Here is a 19680-nt window from a genome sequence, read left to right as displayed (position 1 = left end):
GAATGCATTTGAATACACTTTCTCCTGCTGCAGGTTCAAAAACTGCTGCTAAACGTGTTGGTCGTGGTATCGGTTCTGGTCTTGGTAAGACTGGTGGTCGTGGTCACAAAGGTCAAAAGTCACGTTCTGGCGGTAAAGTACGCGTTGGTTTCGAAGGCGGTCAAATGCCTATGCAACGTCGTCTACCTAAGTTCGGTTTCACTTCACGCAAATCTTTAGTATCTGCAGAAGTAAACTTGTACGAAATCGCTAAAGTTGAAGGCGATGTGGTAGACCTAAGCGCGCTACAGGCAGCTGGTCTAGTTAAAAAGAACGTTTTGTTCGTTAAAGTTGTTAAATCTGGCGATGTTTCACGCGCTGTTACCGTTAAAGGCCTTAAGGCTTCTAAAGGTGCTCGCGAAGCTATTGAAGCTGCCGGAGGCAAGGTAGAAGACTAAGGAAGTACAAAATGGCTAAACCAGGTCAAGATATGCAAAGTGCACAAAGTGGGCTTGCGGAACTGAAGCGTCGATTACTCTTTGTATTGGGTGCTATCATTATATACCGTTTGGGTTCATTTGTGCCGATCCCTGGGATTGACGCCGCTGTACTTGCCGAATTCTTCGAGCAACAAAAGGGCACCATTGTTGAGATGTTCAACATGTTTAGCGGTGGTGCGCTTGAGCGAGCTTCGGTATTGGCACTCGGTATTATGCCTTATATTTCGGCTTCGATTATTATGCAGCTATTAACGCACATACATCCTGCGATGATAGAGCTTAAGAAAGAAGGTGAACAAGGTCGTAAGAAGATCAGTCAATATACGCGTTATGGCACGCTCGTGCTTGCTACATTCCAGTCAATTGGTATAGCTACTGGCTTACCAAGCATGATGGACGGATTAGTTGTTAATCCAGGTTTCGGTTTCTACTTCACCGCAGTGGTGAGTTTAGTAACTGGTACTATGTTCCTTATGTGGCTGGGTGAACAAATTACAGAACGTGGTATCGGTAACGGTATCTCAGTTCTGATATTTGTTGGTATTGTAGCTAACCTGCCGTCTGCGATTGGTTCGACAGCTGAAATGGCGCGCCAAGGTGATTTGCATGTTTTAGCACTGCTATTGATTGCGGTAATCGTATTCGCTGTTACTTATCTTGTTGTGTTCTTTGAACGTGGTCAACGTCGTATTGTCGTTAATTATGCAAAGCGTCAACAAGGTCGTCAGGTATTTGCTGCTCAAAGTACGCATTTACCACTGAAAGTAAACATGGCGGGTGTTATTCCACCAATCTTTGCTAGCAGTATAATTCTGTTCCCTGGTACTATAGCAAGCTGGTTCGGCCAAGGTGAAGGTCCGGTCGCTGATGTGCTACAAGCTATCTCTGCAGTGTTGACTCCTGGTCAGCCTCTGTATGCGATGGTATTAGCCGCGGCTATTATCTTCTTCTGCTTCTTCTACACTGCGTTGGTATTTAACCCGCGTGAGACAGCAGATAACCTGAAAAAATCTGGCGCTTTTATCCCAGGAATTCGTCCCGGTGAGCAGACATCTAAATACATTGATAAAGTGATGACACGCCTGACATTGGCAGGTGCTTTGTATATAACCTTTATCTGTCTGGTGCCCGAGTTTATGACCATGGCATGGCAAACGCCATTCTACTTCGGCGGTACATCAATTTTGATTATCGTTGTTGTGATCATGGACTTCATGGCACAAGTACAAACTCATATGATGTCTCATCAATATGATTCTGTGCTTAAAAAAGCAAACCTTAAAGGCTACGGCCGCTAGGGTTATTTTCACGGAGTTGAGCAATGAAAGTACGTGCTTCCGTTAAGAAAATCTGCCGTAACTGTAAAGTTATCAAACGTGCTGGTGTAGTACGAGTGATATGCAGTGAGCCTAAGCATAAGCAAAGGCAAGGCTAGTAAAACTCATGCAGGCTAAGTAATAATACTTAGCCTGTGTTTTTAAATGTGGTTCGGTCTTCGTTTGAGTATCCTTACGGGCTTTTCAAACAGATGGGAATCGAATCGAAATATAGGAGATGTGTTAGTGGCCCGTATCGCTGGCATTAACGTCCCTGATCATAAGCATGCAGTAATCGGTTTAACTGCTATCTATGGTGTAGGTAAAACTCGCTCTAAGGCTATCTTAGCAGCGACTGGTATCGCCGAAAATACTAAAATCGGTGAGCTTTCAGACGAAACACTTGACGTACTTCGTGAAGAAGTAGGTAAGTACACTGTTGAAGGTGATCTTCGTCGTGAAGTGACTTTAAACATCAAGCGTCTTATGGACCTTGGTTGTTTCCGTGGCTTACGTCATCGTCGTTCGTTACCACTTCGTGGTCAACGTACTAAGACTAACGCGCGTACTCGTAAGGGTCCTCGCAAGCCTATCAAAAGATAAGGTGAGGTAAGTTATGGCTAAAGCACCAATTCGTCGTAAAAAGGTTAAAAAGCAAGTTGTTGATGGTATGGCACACGTTCATGCATCATTCAACAACACGATTGTAACCATCACTGACCGTCAAGGTAATGCTCTTTCTTGGGCGACTGCAGGTGGTTCTGGTTTCCGTGGTTCACGTAAGTCTACTCCGTTCGCTGCACAGGTTGCTGCAGAACGTGCAGGTACTGCTGCTCAAGAGTACGGTCTTAAGAACCTAGAAGTATTCATTAAAGGACCAGGTCCAGGCCGTGAGTCTGCTGTTCGTGCTTTGAATGCTGCTGGTTACCGTATCACAAACATCACTGACGTGACGCCAATTCCACACAATGGTTGTCGTCCACCGAAGAAACGTCGCGTATAACAATAGGTTAGGAGAAAGAACATGGCAAGATATTTGGGCCCTAAGCTCAAGCTGAGTCGTCGTGAAGGTACTGACCTGTTCCTTAAGAGCGGCGTGAGAGCAATCGACTCAAAGTGTAAACTTGAGACAGCACCTGGTCAGCATGGCGCACGTAAAGGTCGTCTATCAGATTATGGTTTACAGTTACGTGAGAAGCAAAAAGTTCGTCGTATCTACGGTGTACTTGAAAAGCAATTCCGTAATTACTACAAAGATGCTGCTCGCCTAAAAGGTAATACTGGTGAAAACCTATTACAACTTTTAGAGCAACGTTTAGATAACGTAGTTTACCGTATGGGTTTTGCAAGCACACGTGCTGAAGCACGTCAGCTAGTAAGCCACAAATCGGTAATGGTTAATGGTCGTGTTGTAAATATTCCTTCATTCGTAGTTACTCCAGAAGATACTGTTGTAATTCGTGAGAAGTCTAAAAAGCAAGCACGTATCATTGCAGCTCTAGAGTTGGCTGAGCAACGTGAAAAGCCTACTTGGGTTGAAGTTGACGGTAAGACATTGGAAGGTAGCTTCAAGCGCCTACCAGAGCGTTCTGATCTGTCTGCGGACATTAACGAACAATTAATCGTCGAACTTTACTCGAAGTAAAGTTAAGAGTTAAGAGAGGATAAAATGCAGGGTTCTGTAACTGAGTTCCTAAAGCCAAGATTAGTCGATATCGACGCTATCAACCCAACGCGTTCTAAAGTTGTTTTAGAACCACTTGAGCGTGGCTTTGGTCACACTCTGGGTAACGCTTTACGCCGTATACTACTTTCGTCTATGCCAGGATGTGCAGTAACTGAAGTTGAAATTGATGGTGTATTGCATGAGTACAGCGCGAAAGAAGGCGTACAAGAAGACATCATTGAAATTTTGTTAAACCTTAAAGGTTTAGCTGTATCTCTAGAAGGTAAAGATGAAGTTTTTCTTACCCTGACAAAATCTGGTGTAGGCCCTGTGACAGCGGCAGACATTCAGCACGATGGAGATGTAACAATCGCCAACCCAGATCACGTTATTTGCCATTTAACGGCCAATAACAGCGAGATCAGCATGCGTATTCGTGTTGAACGTGGTCGTGGTTATGTGCCAGCGTCAAGTCGTTTATCCTCTGATGACGATGAGCGTCCAATCGGTCGTCTGTTGCTAGATGCATCATTCAGCCCGGTTGAACGTATTGCGTACTCGGTTGAATCAGCCCGTGTTGAGCAACGTACAGATTTAGACAAGTTAATCATTGATATGGAAACAAACGGCACTTTAGATCCTGAAGAAGCGATCCGCCGTGCGTCTACTATCTTAGCTGAGCAATTAGATGCATTCGTAGATTTACGTGATGTTTCTGAACCAGAAGAGAAAGAAGAGAAGCCAGAATTCGATCCTATTTTGCTTCGTCCAGTTGATGATCTTGAGCTAACAGTACGTTCAGCAAACTGTCTGAAAGCCGAGCAAATTCAATATATCGGTGACTTAGTACAGCGTACTGAAGTCGAGCTTCTGAAAACGCCAAATCTTGGTAAGAAGTCTTTGACTGAAATAAAAGATGTACTGGCTTCACGTGGTCTTTCTCTAGGCATGCGCCTAGAAAATTGGCCTCCGGCAAGCTTAGCTGAATAAGCTAAGTTACTATATTAGTTTAGTTAGAAGGATAGGGTCATGCGCCATCGTAAGAGTGGTCGTCAATTAAACCGTAACAGCAGCCATCGTAAAGCGATGTTCAGCAATATGGCTAGTTCATTGGTGAAGCACGAAATCATCAAAACAACTGTGCCTAAAGCGAAAGAGTTACGCCGTGTAATTGAACCTTTAATCACACTGGCTAAGACTGACAGTGTAGCAAACCGTCGTTTAGCGTTTGCTCGCACGCGTGATAATGAAGTAGTTGGTAAGTTATTCAGCGAAATTGGTCCTCGTTTCGAAGGCCGTCCAGGTGGTTACACTCGTATTCTTAAGTGTGGCTTCCGTGCTGGTGATAATGCACCAATGGCTTATGTTGAACTTCTAGGTCGCCCTGTGGCGGAAGAAGCTCAAGAAGACGCGCAGTCTGCAGAGTAAGTCTTGTAGAAGACACTAAAAAAGCCGAGCAATAGCTCGGCTTTTTTGTATTTTATTTTTGGTCATTTCACATATACTCGCTATATCTCACACTTTTTCATAATAACGCTCATAACATCAAGAAGATAAAGTTCAGATTACTTTTTAGCATGGATTGTTTTACCTTTACGGTCTTTTAATACCTGCCTTTTACGCGTAGAAATGCTGGCTAAGAGTTATAGTGTTTGCTTTGTGTGTAAAACTTGGAAAGCACATAAAAAATATAAAAATCAAAATCTTGCTAGGTTTAGTTACGAATGATTACTAATTAACAAATATTCATGAAAATAGAGATGTCTACCCATCCCCATTCATTGTATTTATAATGAGTATAAGTGCTTGTTCCAGTTGCGTTATTCTCATCGATATGCAAAGGCCTTATAATTACCTTAAAGAATATAAGGCGACAGGTTTAGGATTTCCACAAACACTGCGCCAATTTACGTCATCAAGAGGGTAAAATTGTGCTTCAAGAATATCGTCAACATGTAGAAGAGCGTGCCGCTCAGGGTATCGTCCCTAAGCCATTAGATGCACAGCAAACCGCAGACTTAATCGAACTCGTCAAAACACCGAACGCAGGTGAAGAAGAGTTCATCTTAGACTTACTAGTTAACCGTGTACCGCCTGGTGTAGATGATGCTGCTTATATTAAAGCGGGTTTTCTCGCAGCGGTTGCTAAAGGCAATACACAATCACCGCTGATCAGTAAAGAGTATGGAGCTGAGTTACTCGGCTCAATGTTAGGCGGCTATAATATTGCCCCGATGATTGAGCTGCTTGATGACGACGCGTTGGCGCCAATTGCAGTAAAAGGTCTGTCGCACACATTGTTAATGTTTGATGCTTTTTACGATGTAGAAGAAAAAGCCAAAGCGGGTAATACATACGCTCAACAAGTTATTGAGTCTTGGGCAAACGCACAGTGGTTTACTGATAAACCAGCAGTTGCAGAAAAGATTTCCGTCACGGTATTTAAAGTAACCGGCGAAACCAATACGGATGATTTGTCACCCGCACCAGATGCATGGTCTCGTCCCGATATTCCGCTGCATGCTTTGGCGATGCTGAAAATTGAGCGAGAAGGTATTAATCCAGAGAAATCGGGCGAAATTGGCCCTATTTCACAGTTAGAAGACTTGAAGAAAAAAGGCTTACCACTGGCGTACGTAGGTGATGTAGTTGGTACTGGTTCATCACGTAAGTCGGCCACCAACTCGGTGTTATGGTTTATGGGGGATGATATTCCATTTGTGCCAAACAAACGGGTTGGTGGGGTTTGTTTAGGTGGAAAAATCGCACCTATCTTTTTCAACACAATGGAAGACTCTGGTGCATTACCGATTGAGCTGCCTGTTGAAAACTTACACATGGGCGACCAAATCGATATTTTCCCTTATGAAGGGGTGGTTAAGCGCCATGGTAGCGATGAAGTACTTTCTACCTTTGCATTTAAGTCAGATGTGATCCTAGATGAAGTACGTGCCGGTGGCCGTATTCCTTTGATCATAGGCAGAGGCTTAACAGATAAAGCGCGTACCTCTTTGGGCTTAGAAGCTGAAACTATCTTCCGTAAGCCTGCCGCTGCTGAAGTATCAAATAAAGGCTTTACGTTAGCGCAAAAAATGGTGGGTAAAGCCTGCGGTGTAGAAGGCATACGTCCTGGCCAATATTGTGAACCAAAAATGACCACTGTTGGTTCTCAAGATACAACAGGCCCTATGACGCGTGATGAGCTTAAAGACTTAGCTTGTTTAGGCTTCTCGGCAGATTTAACCATGCAGTCTTTCTGCCATACGTCTGCTTATCCGAAGCCAATTGATGTGAATACACATCATACTTTGCCTGATTTCATTATGAACCGTGGTGGTGTTTCATTACGTCCGGGTGACGGTGTTATTCACTCTTGGTTGAATCGTATGCTATTACCAGACACAGTGGGGACTGGCGGCGATTCACATACGCGGTTCCCGCTCGGGATTTCGTTCCCTGCGGGGTCGGGCGCAGTCGCATTTGCAGCTGCAACTGGGGTTATGCCATTGGATATGCCAGAGTCTATTTTGGTACGCTTCAAAGGGGAAATGCAGCCGGGGATCACGCTACGCGATTTAGTCCATGCCATACCGTATTATGGTATTAAGCAAGGGTTATTAACGGTTGAGAAAAAAGGCAAAGTCAATGAGTTCTCAGGCCGAGTACTTGAGATTGAGGGGGTTGAGCATTTAACCGTTGAGCAAGCCTTTGAACTGTCTGACGCATCTGCTGAGCGTTCTGCAGCAGGGTGTGCGGTTAAGCTTTCTAAAGAGTCAATCGCTGAATACCTTAACTCAAACATTGTTATGCTTAAGTGGATGATTGCAGAAAGCTATGGTGATGTACGAACCATCGAGCGCCGTATTACTAAAATGCAAGAATGGTTAGCTAACCCAGAGTTAATGGAAGCCGATGCCGATGCCGACTATGCCCATATTATTGAGATTGATTTAGCTGATATTAACGAGCCTATTTTATGCGCGCCAAATGACCCTGACGATGCGCGTTTGCTTTCAACCGTACAAGGGCAAAGCATTGATGAGGTCTTTATTGGTTCATGTATGACCAATATAGGTCACTTCCGCGCAGCGGGTAAGTTATTGGATAACTATGGCGGTCGTTTACCAACACAGCTTTGGGTTGCACCACCGACCAAAATGGACAAAGACCAACTTACCGATGAAGGCTACTATGGTATTTTTGGCCGTGTTGGCGCGCGAATAGAAACGCCGGGGTGTTCATTGTGTATGGGTAACCAGGCACGCGTTGCCGACAAAGCAACGGTTGTATCAACTTCAACACGTAACTTCCCGAATCGCTTGGGTACGGGCGCAAATGTATTTTTAGCATCCGCTGAGCTGGCTGCAGTGGCTGCCATTATTGGTAGACTACCAACAACAGCGGAATATCAAGAATACGCAGAGAAAATTAACGCAACGGCAGCTGATACCTATCGTTACCTTAACTTTCATAAAATGCCACAGTACACTAAAAAAGCCGATGATGTGATCATTCAACAAGCTGTGTGATCATTATATGCATTGAAAAAAGCCGGCTGTATTGCCGGCTTTTTTGTGGGTGAAACACCGTAATCAAAGCATTAAAATAATATGAAATAAATATCTAAAAATAATTCAATTATTGGTTTGTTGTTGCGTTTTGCTGGCAATTTAATAGGTAAATTAGACAGTATTTATTTTCTATTCGCTTAGAATTATCGCCAATTTCTCATCAATAGGCGAGCGCAAAATGACCGCAGTAAACAATCAGAATTTGCTTCAACTACGTTTCATCCAACAAGCGCATATCAACGCAGTGAAGCCCTCATTTAATCAATTACCGAGTAACCCCTATGCCGATGGTGCATTTAGGAAACGCCGTTACTCTGTGGTTAAATTTGTTCAAGATGAAGTGTCACTTCAGCCAGCCAAAGCATTTGTGCAAGACGATGCCATTAACACTTTTCAGGGTAATGTCGAGCGAGTATACGAAAACCTAGAAGACAGCTTATTGCAAAGTACAGGTTTTAAACATTTGCTCAGTGAATTTAGAGCGATGACAGGTATTGCTGAAGAGCGTGATATTGAAGTGCACCAGTTCCGCATGCTTGCTATTGAAAGCGATACGCCCCCTGCACCAGAAGGTATTCACCAAGATGGTTTCGATCATGTGTGTGTATGTGGTGTGTCTCATGAAAATATCGCTGGCGGCGAATTATTGGTGTATGAAAACAAAGATGTTGAACCTTGTTTTAAAATGGAAATAAAAGACGGGTTGTTTGCTTTGATCAACGACCGTGAAGTGTGGCACAACGCAACACCAATGAATAAACTAAATGCTGATGAAGTCGGTTATTTAGATTGTTTTGTATTTACCGCATAACGAGTGAATGATGGAACTAACTAAACTACGACGCCAATTTCCGGCATTAATGCAGCAAGTAAACGGCCAATCGCCGATTTTTTTAGATGGCCCAGGTGGCTCGCAAGTACCTCAGTCGGTATTGAGTGCCATGTCGGCGTATTTAGGGTATTACAACTCTAACTTAGGCGGGGCGTTTTTCTCTAGTGAAAAAACCGTTGACCTACTAAGTAATGCGCGCCAAGCCGTGGCTGATTTACTCAATGCACCCAGCCAAGAGCAGATCGTGTTTGGTGCCAATATGACCAGCTTAACTTTTAGCTTCAGTCGTGCTATTTCAAGAGAATGGCAAGCAAGCGATGAAATTATTGTCACCAACGCCGATCACTTCTCGAATGTATCGTCTTGGCGTCAAGCGGCAGAGGATAAAGGCGCAACAGTTCATGCACTACAAGTGAATGACGCTGACTGCACCCTTGATTTAGCCCAGTATAAACAGCTGCTTAATAGTAACACTAAGTTAGTTGCGGTCACTTACGCATCAAATACCACTGGGTCTATTAACAACATTAAGCACATTGTTGAATTGGCTCATCAAGTTGGTGCGCTCGTGTACGTTGATGCGGTGCATTATGCACCACATGAGCTCATTGATGTGCAAGCGCTAAACTGCGACTTCCTAGCGTGTTCAGCCTATAAGTTTTTTGGCCCACATGTGGGTATTGTGTATGGTAAACGCGAGCATTTGGAAGGCTTTACCCCTTATAAAGTGGAGCCAGCCAAAGATATTATTCCTGGTCGTTGGGAGACGGGGACGCAGAGCTTTGAAGGCCTAGCAGGAGTCGTTGCAGCCATTGACTACCTAGCGAGCTTGAGCGCGTTACCTGAAACAACGCCTCGCCGTCAGCGTTTGAGTGAAGCATTTGCAAACACCAAACAACATGAAATGGCATTAAGTGAATACTTTTTAACGCGCTTGGCCGAGTTTCCAGACATTACGTTATTTGGCATAAGCGACCTAACGCGGTTGGCTGAGCGTACGCCTACCTTTGCACTGACCTTTGAAGGCATTGCCCCAAGAGACGTCTCAGAGTTTTTAGGTAAGCAGCACATGTGTGTGTGGGATGGCAACTTTTATGCACAGGGCTTATGTGAGCAGTTGGGTGTAATGGATAAAGGCGGCGTCGTGCGTATTGGGTGTATGCATTACAATACGATCGATGAACTAGAAATATTGTTTAGTGCGTTTACGGCCTTATTTAATCGCCCATAATGTGCTGAGACAGAGCGGGTAAATAGCCGATTAATAATTCGGTATACTACAGGCTATAAGTTAGCCAAAAGTTGAGCGCTAAAACATTTTAAGCATTTTAGTGCTCAATTTTTATCTTTGGTTATTTAAATATTAAATGGTTAAATTAACAGCCAAAGCGTGGGTTATTGCTAATACAGCCTAAATAGCTCATACACTTCCATACAGGTAACGTATAGTCGCCTGCACCTGCTACATTAGGCGTTAATTCCGCCGGTAATGTTTTTGCATTATGTTTTAAATCTTTCATATTTTTTTTCTTTAGTACGAGTTTCATGTTGTATTCCTTTAATTGTGGAGTACAAAATTTAACCATGTGCACTATGCATGTAAAGTGAATAATATTTATACAGATAAATACAATGGTGATTTTAATGGCACTTAACGGGGTTATTTTTGATGCTCATACAAGGGTTTTATATCTCAAAGTATTAAAACCCATGTAAGAAAAGGATAAACAGGCTAAATATTATCTTCAATAAAGTTACTTAAAGTACTAATACGTGCACTCATGCCTTCGATGATTTTGTCTTTTACTTTCTCTCTAATCACATTGGGTAGGCGTGTCATGGCTTCTGGGGTAATGGCCAATAAAATACTGTCTTTGAGTGCTTTGGCACTGGTAGAGTGCTCTTTATGGCAAATAAATGCGCCTTCACCAATAAACTCCCCCGGGCCTACACGACCTAATTCAAGTAACTGACTTTTTTTGAAAATTATAAACTCGCCACTTAATACAATAAACAAGCGGTTATCGAGCTCAAAGCGTTTAAAGGCATGATGCTTTTCATGCACTAAATATAAACGACTGAATGACTCGAGTAACACCTGCCGCTCAGACAAGGTAAATTCATTAAAAAAGTTGAGTCGATTGATGATCTCAAGTTGCTTTAACAGTGGAACATTTTCAAGTAATTTCATGCTTATGGCATAACAGACGTAACATAGGGTAAATAGTGGCGGGTTTTTATCAATGGATCAATGTATTTTAAAAAGCCATACACGGGTATGGCTTAGCGCACTTATAATTAGCAGCCAGGATCATACGGAGAAGTAGGACAGGTTAACCCTTGGTAACTCATGCAACCCGCGTTATATGGCGATGATGCATATTGTCCACCAGCGGCTTGCGGGGTTAACTCTTTAGCAAGTGTATGTTGGCTATTATCTAGTTGCTTTAGTGACTTCTTGTTGAGTTTTATTTTCATGTTAATTCCTTTACGTGTTGTATTTTTATGTTGTACCGAACGAATCGGTATAAATAAATTACGCAATGGCTGTACGTTTTTCAATCAAGTTTAATTCATACAGTGGGTACACATTATGTGTAACACAATGTGTTTTTAACTCAAGGTGAATAAAAGGGCATACTAATAAATGTTCTAATAGGGGGTTTTAATAGATAGTGCGCATTGTTGTTACAAGAGGTCGTTGTCAGAGGTCGCTAAGTCAGAGGTCGTTAAGCCAGAGAGTATAAGCAATTGGGCAAGAAATATTGATAGAGCATTATTACAGTAGCGATAAATGCCAGTCAAAGTTGTCTGTCATTTTATAGCAGAGCCCCAGTAAACTCGATAAGTCAGAAGGGGCTACTCTGTTTACGGCTTATATCATTTAAGCAACCAGTGCTGCACCAGCCTGATTATTTCCCAGTAATTGCGCGATATTCGGGCTTGAAAAATCACTACCAAAAATAAGCAACATCTCATAGACCTGAGTAATACTCATCACGGTTTTACCACTTTCAAAATTGCTGATGGTGGCTTGGTCGACACCTAACATATTACCCAGCTGCTTTTGAGTAAGCCCTTTGGTTTTACGTAAATTGCGAATCGACTTTTGTAGTTCTTTTTCAAATCGGTTTATTTTGGTTTGTCTTTTTTTAGAGTTGTTTTTCATGTTACACCTCGACCGATGAGTAAAGGGAAGCACTCTGAGGGTTTGCTTTAAGTGCGTCAGAGGACCCAGCTAAAAAGCGCAGCATGGCAAATGCACTTAGGCTAGTTTGTAAGCAAAGGGTGTACAACTTGTTGTGTAGTGCGTTATAAGCACGGTTATATCGCGTATTATGCGTATTTATGAACAAGTCACGCAGTGGTTGACGTTCTGTACAAGAAATATGCGTATCAAGTCGGCACATAAGCACTGTACTGGCCGTATTGATAGTGCTATTAAATCCGTTAATAGTCGGGGTATTCGCTTCGATATCCATGTTAAAGCATTGTATTGACATATTATTTAGCTAATTATGTGTTGGTGTTAATATATTGTGTTATTCGGTGTGGAAAAATCTCCTCATCGAAAAATAAAATCCGACGAAATCACAAATAACGTTACAAAATGATGAAATATAAAGAAAATAGTGCAACTACTCGTGAGTTTTTGCGGGTAAAACCACGTCATTGTAGTTGCGTAGAGAGCAAAGGCTTTTTCATGCGGTTGCACATAATGGGTAAGCTCGTTTACAAGCGGATGAAATGAAGTACATTGAATGTCACGGCCATAAAACCATACTTTTGAAATCATACTTTTTAAGGCAAGCAAACGTAAGCCAAAGCGGTTTAAATCAGCGCCGTTTAAACCAGCGCTGAGCAGCAGAAAGCGTGACTTAATTGATCCCCCTTTTTTACTTATAGCCCTCGGTTATTCATTGCCAGTCGTTTGTTTATCGTTACAACAGTTTGAGTTTGTCGAGCTAATCATCATCGCCAGTAATGCACCACAACAGAGCGCCCAGCCAATATAAATCAATCCTTCAAAGTTATCGTAGATGAGCGTCCAAGATTTCAGTTCGAAATGGGACCATGCAACGTTCTCCAGCAGCCCTAGCAAGTAAATCACAGAAGCGTAAATGTAAAGCCAATGGAATATGCCATCAAAGTGCGTTAAGGCGACATTGTTTGATTTAGATATGAGTCGAGAGAGTTGTACTCTAAACACAAGTATACATACAGTTGTAAAACTCACTAATAGTTGAAAGCCATAAATAAGAGTACCTTGCAGTAATTTATTGTCGCTGGGCGTGACATTATTTATTAGGCCAGTTTCAAAGGTGATATAGGAAATAGCAGTTAGAATAAAGATAAACCCAGCAATGTGGGTAATATTTATGTTTTTCTTATATACGCCATATATGACACAAGCACTGAGCAGCAACAGGTAAAGCGGGGTGACAACTGTTTCATTCCATAACGGGCTAAATAGTAATATCACTGACATGATGTCTAGCAGCTTCGACTGACCATTTTTACTTGCTTCGCCACGTACTGCTTTCACTTGGTTTAATAATATTGATAAATCGAGTTTGCAAAAGGTAAGCCATTGGAATAATCGTGAAGAGGGGATATCACTCACACCAATTTCATAGTTGTGAATGGTTTTTCTGTCACATTTGAGCTTTTTCGACATGCCTTGTTGTGAAATACCGGCATTGATGCGCATCGCTCTTAAGTCATCACCATCTATCATATTTTTCCTTTTTTAATGAGCGACGTATTTTTAATGGCCATCATATTTTTAATGAACATAGTATTTTTAATAAACATGGTATTTTGAAATACAGGGCCTGTAAACCGACGCTGTATACAAGGAGTGTTTACTGAAAATACATGCAATAGCTCAATGCTGAATAGAGCAAGTGTACCGGGTAAATGTGACTCTATTTTGTTAGAGGAGGAGAGTGACTGACGAAATGGTTTTAGGACAGGCAGTAAGTCGGGAGGTTATAATAACCACCCGTTTATAATCTCACTACAAGCGCTGGGGCACTTAAAACTTGAAAATGATATCTGTCTAAAAAGTTGTAGAAAGAAAGCCGTATAAAACGCGGACGGTATAAAGAAATTTGAAGACGCAGCTAATTCATGGCTAAATCATAGCCTATTGCGTCTTCTCAATTTATTTAACTTCTTTAAGAAATAGCTTCTTCTTTTTCATCATGATGGTTTGATTTTGTAGAGGTGATCATCATGGTTATTATGGCCCCGCAACTGAGTGCCCATGCAACATAAATCAGTCCTTCAAAGTTATCATAAATTAAGGTCCAAGATTTCATGTTAAAGTAAGACCATGCGATATTTTCTAAAAGAGCGAGCAGGTAAATCACCGAAGTGTATATGTACAACCAATGGAATATGCCATCGAAATGCGTCAAAGCGATACTTTTGGATTTGGACAGTAGGCGTGACAGTTGTACTCTGAAAATTAGTACTAAGGCCACAATAAAGCTAAATAAGAATTGAGTACCGTATATGAATAGACCTTGCAGCACAGGGTCTTCTTCTGGTGTCATATAATTTATCAGACTAGTTTCAAAAATAGCTCGATTTATGAGAGTGATAACTAAAATAAAGCCAGTAATATGAGTCATATTGATATCTTTTACATACAGACCATAAACAGCACCAACACCTAATAGCGACAAATAAATAGGAGTAACTAATTGTTGCTCCCAAAGTTGAATGTAAAAGAATCCTATTGAGGCTATGCTTAGCAAAATTAGGTTTGAGAGTTTCATATCTATCCTTGTGAATCTTTTATCGGAGTAATGGGGAGGATGGGGATATAATCAGGACCAGCTGACACGGCTCTTGGTATTTTTATAGCTAAAGTACCTGCATTCACAAATATACAGGATTCTAGCTCGAGTTTATTGAAACTTTGATCGCCTGCAAGCTTTTCCGTACGCAGTCCATTTCCCTTTATTAAAAAATTCATAGCGCTAAGAGTTTTAAGTAGACTTATTTTTTGCATTTTTCTTCATCCTGTAAGCTTGGGTTTTTTGTACGATTGACTTGATCACGGATCTGCTTAATTTCGTTTAACAAGGATCCTGAGTCTATCTTACAATATACCAGCCACATGAAAAGCTGTTTAGAGCGAATATCACTCACACCTAACTCATAGTTGATGACGGTTTTTCTATCACACTTAAGTTTCTTAGCCATGGTGTCTTGAGAAATGCCTGCATTGACTCTCATCGCCCTTAGGTCATCACCATCTATCACATCCTTATCCTTATTTTTTTAGGGGAGAAGTTGTTCCATATATGCACATACACACTGTTAACAATGAATGCTTCAAGGTAAGGAGTGTATCAGCGAAAAGCAGCGAAATATTGCGCGTTTAACTGTATTAGGACTTCGGTATACATAATATTTCGAAACGTCTAAAATGTAAACATCATGTTTACATCCGTTGACAGAGTTTGGTGGGGTTTGAGTCATTGACTTTGGGGCATGATAGCTTGGCTACATTAATTTGCCCTGTTCCTTTAATGCATATATTATAAGGGCCACTGGGAAAGTGCGATTTAAATCATACTATACCGAATTTCTTACCATACGGAAAACCTAGGCAAGGAATTCACTGCAACAACTATTTTATATGGAAATAAGATATGTCCTCCCCATTAATTCAAACAGAACGATTTGTTTTTTCATTACCGCTTCGATGCGATTAATGTTCATAGGCTTGTTGTTTTAACCAAAATTTATACATATGAGAATGTCCATGCAAAACCAATTCAACTTGATTTTATCATTGTTTCTAGTGAGTGTGCTCGCTGGCTGTGGAGGAGGGGGGAACAACGGATCCGACAACGGTAATAACAATCATATTCAAAAAGATACCACATCTCCCGTTATTACTATGTTAGGTGATAATCCTGTCATCATTGAAGGCGGCAGTGAATATAGCGATGCAGGTGTAACGGCTCAGGATGCTGTTGATGGTAACCTTGCAGTGACCGTATCAAATAATGTTAATGCAAGTAAAGTTGGTGAGTATACCGTTGAATATTCTGCTTCAGATAATTCGGGGAACAAAGCGACTGTATCAAGGGTGGTGATAGTTGAAGATACCACGGCACCAGAGATAACCATTCTAGGGGGGAATCCTGTTATAGTGGAAGCGGGTGGAGAATACAATGATGCAGGCGTGTCGACGTTGGATATTGTAGATAGTAATATCACTGTGGCCATAACAGATAACGTCACAGTGGCTAAAGTGGGTGAATATACCGTTGAGTACACGGCGACTGACAACTCTGGGAACAAGGCGACAGCTTCAAGAAAGGTATTGGTTAAAGATACCACCGCACCTGCTATAACCTTGTTAGGTGACAATTCAATTACGATTGAACGAGGCGTTGTATATCAGGATCCAGGTGCAACCGCGTTGGACACGGTAGATGGCAACCTAGCCGTGGTTATGACAAGCACCATAGATGTAGCGAAAGTTGGCAAATATACAGCAGCGTATACAGCAACTGATAATTCGGGAAATATCGCTACAGCGACGAGAGAGGTGATTGTCGCAGATACCATTCCCCCCACTATTACATTGAAAGGTGAGAGTGAAGTAGTCATTGAATATGGCTCGGTTTATCAAGATGCAGGTGTCACCCTTGAAGGCGACGCAGTGAGTTCGTCGGTGACTAACCCAGTTAATACAATGGAAATAGGTGCATATATTGTTGAGTATACTGCTGTGGATACCTCAGGAAATAAGGCATTCGCATCAAGAATGGTGACAGTCAAAGACATTGCTTTAACGCGCATTATAGAGGATCAAAATTTACTCAATTGTTTGCTCGGTGACGGCTTAACCAGTGCATCTGAGGTGATTGAGATCCAGTGTAACGACAAGCAAATACACTCGGCAAAAGGCATTGAGTTTTTAAAGGGACTCAGAAGATTAGAATTAGGCAGTGCACTAAATACGAGTACAGCGCCTTTGCACGCAAAGCAAGTAGCCACACCTAATGCCATATCGAGTATTGATTTAAGTCAAAACAGCAATCTTGAATGGCTTGATTTGGGAAATAACCAACTTACTCAGTTAGATGTGAGTGGAAACATAAAGTTAGAATATGTGTCTGTCGGTTTTAATCAGCTTACCGGTCTTGATGTGAGCCATAATCGCAAGCTTGAAGTATTACTATCAAGTAGTAATCAGTTGACCAATATAGAGTTAGATAACAATGTTGATTTGTTATCTCTTGATTTAAGTGATAATCAATTTACAGCGATTGGTGTAAGCCGTAATACTAAACTTGAGAGTGTGTCTTTATATAAAAATCAACTCACAGAGATTGATGTGAGTGGTCATGCTGAGTTGCAAGCGTTGTCTTTACATCAGAATCAACTTAAAGAGATTGATGTGCGCAATAATATTAATCTAAAACAGCTTAATGTAGGAGACAACCAATTAACGAGCATTGAGCTGCATGCCAATACGGCGTTGCAAGCGTTGTCTTTACATCAGAATCAACTCACAGAGATTGACATACGTAATAATACAAATCTGAAACAGCTTAATGTGGAAAATAATCAACTCACCGCCGTTGAGCTTAATGCTAATCAGGCGTTGGAGGGGTTGTCTTTATATAACAACCTGCTAATAGAGCTTGATGTACACAGCAATACAAACCTGAAAAAGCTTAATGTTGTAGGTAATCAACTGACGACAATTGATGTTAGCAATAATGCCAACCTTGAAACCCTTCATTTAAGTGGTAACTTATTAACAAGTGTGGATGTGAATAATAACGACGCTCTTACAGACTTCAGCTATGACGATAGAGTCGCTTGTAGCGGCAGTAAATGCACGATAGCAAAAGTGAACGATACGCCGCCTTTTATCACACTATTGGGCAGTAGCTCAGTCAGTATTAATTACGGTTCTGTTTATCAAGATGAGGGCGCTGTAGCAACAGATATCAAAGATGGCATTATTTCAGTTAAGACGACAAATAATGTTAATCCAAATGTCGTTGGGGTGTATACGGTGCACTATACAGCGACAGATTCCGCGGGAAACACAGGCTCAACCATTCGGACTGTGACTGTACAAGATATTGCACTGAGTTCAATTATTGAAGACAGCTATTTTTTGAATTGCCTTCATAGCGCAGGGCTTGTGAATGCATCTGAGGTAGTTGAAGTGAGCTGTATGAGTAAAAGGGTCTCTTCTGCCAAGGGAATTGAGCACTTAGTAGGCATGAAAAAATTAGACTTAAGCTCTGATTTTGCCGGTGGTTCCTCTTTAGAGAAAAATTTATTGACGTCTATAGATTTAAGTAAGCTTGTTAATCTTGAAGTACTTAAGCTCGACTTTAATAAGTTCACTGATATAGATTTGAAGCATAATATTAAGCTTGAAACGCTGTACATGGCAGGCACCAGCTATTCAAATATTCTTACCCGCCTTGACGTTAGTCAGAATGTGCATCTGAAACATTTACGTGTTTCTGGTAATCGATTTACCAGTATTGATCTGAGTCATAATGTTAATTTAGAAACGCTAAACTTAGCCGGAAATAAAATTAATTATATCGATTTAACTAATAATGGCCACCTTACGTGGCTTCGTTTAGATAACTGGGTTACGTGTATAGGTGATAAATGTTCAATTCGAGATTGACAAGTTAGCTTGCAAGTGACAATTTAGGATTATTAAGATAAAGCCAGATACAAGAATCTGGCTTTATCTTTTTGACATACCAATGTATTTCATGTACAGCACCGTTTATCCAGTGCTGTAAAGTCGATAGATATCGATCTTACTCAATATTCTGGATCTGCTCACGCATTTGTTCAATCAATACTTTCAATTCAACCGCTGCGCTGGTGATGTCGGTGTTAATTGATTTTGAGGCAAGGGTGTTTGACTCACGGTTAAACTCTTGCATCATGAAGTCTAAACGACGGCCGCATGCGCCGCCTTTTTTGATGATTTTGTGGGTTTCTTTCACATGTGACTTTAAGCGGTCGAGTTCTTCGGCCACATCTTGCTTTTGAGCTAAGTAAATCAGCTCTTGCTCAAGGCGGTTTTCGTCGATGTCGGCTTTTAAGTCTTCTAACTTGGCATTGAGTTTTTCACGTTGCCACGTGGCGATTTCTGGCATGTGCGTTTCTACAATAGCCACTTGCTCTAAAATTCCGTCTAGGCGGGTGGTGATCATGGTTTCAAGGTTATCGCCTTCGCTGCCACGTGCGGCTTTAAACTCTTCAATGAGTTCGTTAAAGCCTGCAAGTAGGGCTTTATTCACGGTATCTAGGTCAACTTCTTGTGCTTCCATGACACCTGGCCAGCGCAGAATATCTACTGGATTGATGTCGCCTTGGCTTTGCTGTTGCACCCATTTTGCACTATTAATGAGCTGCTCAGCTAAGGTTTCATTAATTGATAGCTCACCCACGTGTGCTGGGTTGGCAGTAAACTTTAAATACACTTCAACTTTACCGCGCTGTAAGTGTTTACGTAGGCGCTCGCGTATTACCGGCTCCATACCGCGAAATTGTTCAGGTGCGCGGATAAAGGTTTCTAGGTAACGCTGATTTACTGAGCGGATTTCCCAAACTCCTGTGCCCCAATCACCTTTAACTTCTCGGCGTGCGTAGGCGGTCATACTATGGATCATGTAAAGTTCCTAATCTATTAACAAAATTTCCAGCAGGTATTATAGCTTAATAAAAAATCAACGCAGCAAGCAATTTTCACTCAATGTCGTTGTTTTGTCGATTTCTACATGGCATCGTAAAG

21 protein-coding genes are annotated in these 19680 nt (G+C 41.6%); 12 read left to right on the top strand and 9 right to left on the bottom strand.

All coding sequences use genetic code 11. The annotated features are described in order from the left end of the window. Nucleotides 1–2: 2 nt before the first annotated feature. The 11 genes from rplO (at nucleotide 3) to PAUR_RS01115 (ending at nucleotide 10095) form a co-directional block, all read left to right on the top strand. On the top strand, nucleotides 3–437 hold the full coding sequence (gene rplO / locus PAUR_RS01165) for a 50S ribosomal protein L15 (protein ID WP_192506005.1): 435 nt from the start codon (nucleotides 3–5) through the stop codon (nucleotides 435–437). 11 nt (nucleotides 438–448) lie between these two features. Further along, nucleotides 449–1777: a preprotein translocase subunit SecY gene (secY, locus tag PAUR_RS01160; protein WP_192506004.1), complete on the top strand. Its 1329-nt coding sequence runs from the start codon at nucleotides 449–451 to the stop codon at nucleotides 1775–1777. Between the two features lie 23 nt (nucleotides 1778–1800). Next, complete coding sequence (gene rpmJ, locus PAUR_RS01155) at nucleotides 1801–1914, top strand: 50S ribosomal protein L36 (protein ID WP_002959476.1); 114 nt, start codon at nucleotides 1801–1803, stop codon at nucleotides 1912–1914. Between the two features lie 127 nt (nucleotides 1915–2041). After that, the gene (gene rpsM / locus PAUR_RS01150) at nucleotides 2042–2398 is read left to right on the top strand and encodes a 30S ribosomal protein S13 (protein ID WP_010363725.1); all 357 of its coding nucleotides are present in this window, start codon (nucleotides 2042–2044) and stop codon (nucleotides 2396–2398) included. Nucleotides 2399–2411: 13 nt separating this feature from the next. Further along, entirely contained in the window at nucleotides 2412–2798 is a 387-nt protein-coding gene (gene rpsK, locus PAUR_RS01145) for a 30S ribosomal protein S11 (RefSeq protein WP_010363724.1), read from the top strand. A 21-nt stretch (nucleotides 2799–2819) separates the two neighbouring features. Continuing rightward, nucleotides 2820–3440 (top strand): 30S ribosomal protein S4, encoded by a 621-nt coding sequence (gene rpsD, locus PAUR_RS01140; protein WP_119861573.1) that lies wholly within the window; start codon nucleotides 2820–2822, stop codon nucleotides 3438–3440. A gap of 24 nt (nucleotides 3441–3464) precedes the next feature. After that, on the top strand, nucleotides 3465–4451 hold the full coding sequence (locus PAUR_RS01135) for a DNA-directed RNA polymerase subunit alpha (protein WP_192506003.1): 987 nt from the start codon (nucleotides 3465–3467) through the stop codon (nucleotides 4449–4451). Nucleotides 4452–4490: 39 nt separating this feature from the next. After that, on the top strand, nucleotides 4491–4889 hold the full coding sequence (rplQ, locus tag PAUR_RS01130; protein WP_192506002.1) for a 50S ribosomal protein L17: 399 nt from the start codon (nucleotides 4491–4493) through the stop codon (nucleotides 4887–4889). Between the two features lie 503 nt (nucleotides 4890–5392). After that, nucleotides 5393–7990, top strand: a complete 2598-nt coding sequence (gene acnB / locus PAUR_RS01125; protein ID WP_192506001.1) for a bifunctional aconitate hydratase 2/2-methylisocitrate dehydratase — start codon at nucleotides 5393–5395, stop codon at nucleotides 7988–7990. 220 nt (nucleotides 7991–8210) lie between these two features. Further along, a complete protein-coding gene (locus PAUR_RS01120) occupies nucleotides 8211–8843 on the top strand; it encodes a 2OG-Fe dioxygenase family protein (RefSeq protein ID WP_192506000.1) in 633 nt (210 codons plus the stop codon). A gap of 10 nt (nucleotides 8844–8853) precedes the next feature. Then, nucleotides 8854–10095, top strand: coding sequence for a cysteine desulfurase-like protein (locus PAUR_RS01115; protein ID WP_192506076.1), 1242 nt, complete (start codon nucleotides 8854–8856; stop codon nucleotides 10093–10095). A gap of 145 nt (nucleotides 10096–10240) precedes the next feature. Here the strand turns inward: PAUR_RS01115 and PAUR_RS01110 are convergent, their stop codons facing one another. The 8 genes from PAUR_RS01110 to PAUR_RS01075 all read right to left on the bottom strand — a co-directional run bounded on the left by PAUR_RS01110 (nucleotide 10241) and on the right by PAUR_RS01075 (nucleotide 15140). Next, nucleotides 10241–10411, bottom strand: a complete 171-nt coding sequence (locus PAUR_RS01110; RefSeq protein WP_192505999.1) for a hypothetical protein — start codon at nucleotides 10409–10411, stop codon at nucleotides 10241–10243. A gap of 185 nt (nucleotides 10412–10596) precedes the next feature. Then, complete coding sequence (locus tag PAUR_RS01105; RefSeq protein WP_192505998.1) at nucleotides 10597–11055, bottom strand: cyclic nucleotide-binding domain-containing protein; 459 nt, start codon at nucleotides 11053–11055, stop codon at nucleotides 10597–10599. Nucleotides 11056–11162: 107 nt separating this feature from the next. After that, on the bottom strand, nucleotides 11163–11342 hold the full coding sequence (locus PAUR_RS01100; RefSeq protein ID WP_192505997.1) for a hypothetical protein: 180 nt from the start codon (nucleotides 11340–11342) through the stop codon (nucleotides 11163–11165). A gap of 406 nt (nucleotides 11343–11748) precedes the next feature. Continuing rightward, complete coding sequence (locus PAUR_RS01095; RefSeq protein ID WP_192505996.1) at nucleotides 11749–12033, bottom strand: helix-turn-helix transcriptional regulator; 285 nt, start codon at nucleotides 12031–12033, stop codon at nucleotides 11749–11751. 1 nt (nucleotide 12034) lies between these two features. Continuing rightward, entirely contained in the window at nucleotides 12035–12367 is a 333-nt protein-coding gene (locus PAUR_RS01090) for a hypothetical protein (RefSeq protein ID WP_192505995.1), read from the bottom strand. Between the two features lie 410 nt (nucleotides 12368–12777). Then, complete coding sequence (locus PAUR_RS01085; protein ID WP_192505994.1) at nucleotides 12778–13602, bottom strand: helix-turn-helix domain-containing protein; 825 nt, start codon at nucleotides 13600–13602, stop codon at nucleotides 12778–12780. A gap of 442 nt (nucleotides 13603–14044) precedes the next feature. After that, nucleotides 14045–14650: a hypothetical protein gene (locus tag PAUR_RS01080; protein WP_192505993.1), complete on the bottom strand. Its 606-nt coding sequence runs from the start codon at nucleotides 14648–14650 to the stop codon at nucleotides 14045–14047. A gap of 223 nt (nucleotides 14651–14873) precedes the next feature. After that, nucleotides 14874–15140, bottom strand: a complete 267-nt coding sequence (locus tag PAUR_RS01075; protein WP_192505992.1) for a helix-turn-helix domain-containing protein — start codon at nucleotides 15138–15140, stop codon at nucleotides 14874–14876. 505 nt (nucleotides 15141–15645) lie between these two features. Here PAUR_RS01075 and PAUR_RS01070 point away from each other — a divergent pair. Further along, entirely contained in the window at nucleotides 15646–18558 is a 2913-nt protein-coding gene (locus PAUR_RS01070; RefSeq protein WP_192505991.1) for an immunoglobulin-like domain-containing protein, read from the top strand. 139 nt (nucleotides 18559–18697) lie between these two features. Here PAUR_RS01070 and PAUR_RS01065 read toward each other — a convergent pair whose 3' ends face one another. Then, nucleotides 18698–19558, bottom strand: a complete 861-nt coding sequence (locus PAUR_RS01065) for a YicC/YloC family endoribonuclease (protein ID WP_192505990.1) — start codon at nucleotides 19556–19558, stop codon at nucleotides 18698–18700. Nucleotides 19559–19680: the final 122 nt, after the last annotated feature.

This window comes from Pseudoalteromonas aurantia 208, assembly GCF_014858725.1.
Taxonomy (GTDB): domain Bacteria; phylum Pseudomonadota; class Gammaproteobacteria; order Enterobacterales; family Alteromonadaceae; genus Pseudoalteromonas; species Pseudoalteromonas aurantia.
Note: the sequence above shows the minus strand (reverse complement) of the source record. Positions and strands in the feature narration are given on the sequence as shown.

What these genes read in the sequence shown, in the direction of transcription:
- rplQ (WP_192506002.1), top strand. Translation starts at nt 4,491, where the DNA reads ATGCGCCATCGTAAGAGTGGTCGTCAATTAAACCGTAACAGCAGCCAT.
- rpsD (WP_119861573.1), top strand. Translation starts at nt 2,820, where the DNA reads ATGGCAAGATATTTGGGCCCTAAGCTCAAGCTGAGTCGTCGTGAAGGT.
- PAUR_RS01090 (WP_192505995.1), bottom strand. Translation starts at nt 12,367, where the DNA reads ATGTCAATACAATGCTTTAACATGGATATCGAAGCGAATACCCCGACT.
- PAUR_RS01095 (WP_192505996.1), bottom strand. Translation starts at nt 12,033, where the DNA reads ATGAAAAACAACTCTAAAAAAAGACAAACCAAAATAAACCGATTTGAA.
- PAUR_RS01110 (WP_192505999.1), bottom strand. Translation starts at nt 10,411, where the DNA reads ATGAAACTCGTACTAAAGAAAAAAAATATGAAAGATTTAAAACATAAT.
- PAUR_RS01070 (WP_192505991.1), top strand. Translation starts at nt 15,646, where the DNA reads ATGCAAAACCAATTCAACTTGATTTTATCATTGTTTCTAGTGAGTGTG.
- PAUR_RS01135 (WP_192506003.1), top strand. Translation starts at nt 3,465, where the DNA reads ATGCAGGGTTCTGTAACTGAGTTCCTAAAGCCAAGATTAGTCGATATC.
- PAUR_RS01065 (WP_192505990.1), bottom strand. Translation starts at nt 19,558, where the DNA reads ATGATCCATAGTATGACCGCCTACGCACGCCGAGAAGTTAAAGGTGAT.
- PAUR_RS01100 (WP_192505997.1), bottom strand. Translation starts at nt 11,342, where the DNA reads ATGAAAATAAAACTCAACAAGAAGTCACTAAAGCAACTAGATAATAGC.
- PAUR_RS01105 (WP_192505998.1), bottom strand. Translation starts at nt 11,055, where the DNA reads ATGAAATTACTTGAAAATGTTCCACTGTTAAAGCAACTTGAGATCATC.
- secY (WP_192506004.1), top strand. Translation starts at nt 449, where the DNA reads ATGGCTAAACCAGGTCAAGATATGCAAAGTGCACAAAGTGGGCTTGCG.
- PAUR_RS01115 (WP_192506076.1), top strand. Translation starts at nt 8,854, where the DNA reads ATGGAACTAACTAAACTACGACGCCAATTTCCGGCATTAATGCAGCAA.
- rpmJ (WP_002959476.1), top strand. Translation starts at nt 1,801, where the DNA reads ATGAAAGTACGTGCTTCCGTTAAGAAAATCTGCCGTAACTGTAAAGTT.
- rpsK (WP_010363724.1), top strand. Translation starts at nt 2,412, where the DNA reads ATGGCTAAAGCACCAATTCGTCGTAAAAAGGTTAAAAAGCAAGTTGTT.
- PAUR_RS01080 (WP_192505993.1), bottom strand. Translation starts at nt 14,650, where the DNA reads ATGAAACTCTCAAACCTAATTTTGCTAAGCATAGCCTCAATAGGATTC.
- PAUR_RS01120 (WP_192506000.1), top strand. Translation starts at nt 8,211, where the DNA reads ATGACCGCAGTAAACAATCAGAATTTGCTTCAACTACGTTTCATCCAA.
- rplO (WP_192506005.1), top strand. Translation starts at nt 3, where the DNA reads ATGCATTTGAATACACTTTCTCCTGCTGCAGGTTCAAAAACTGCTGCT.
- PAUR_RS01085 (WP_192505994.1), bottom strand. Translation starts at nt 13,602, where the DNA reads ATGATAGATGGTGATGACTTAAGAGCGATGCGCATCAATGCCGGTATT.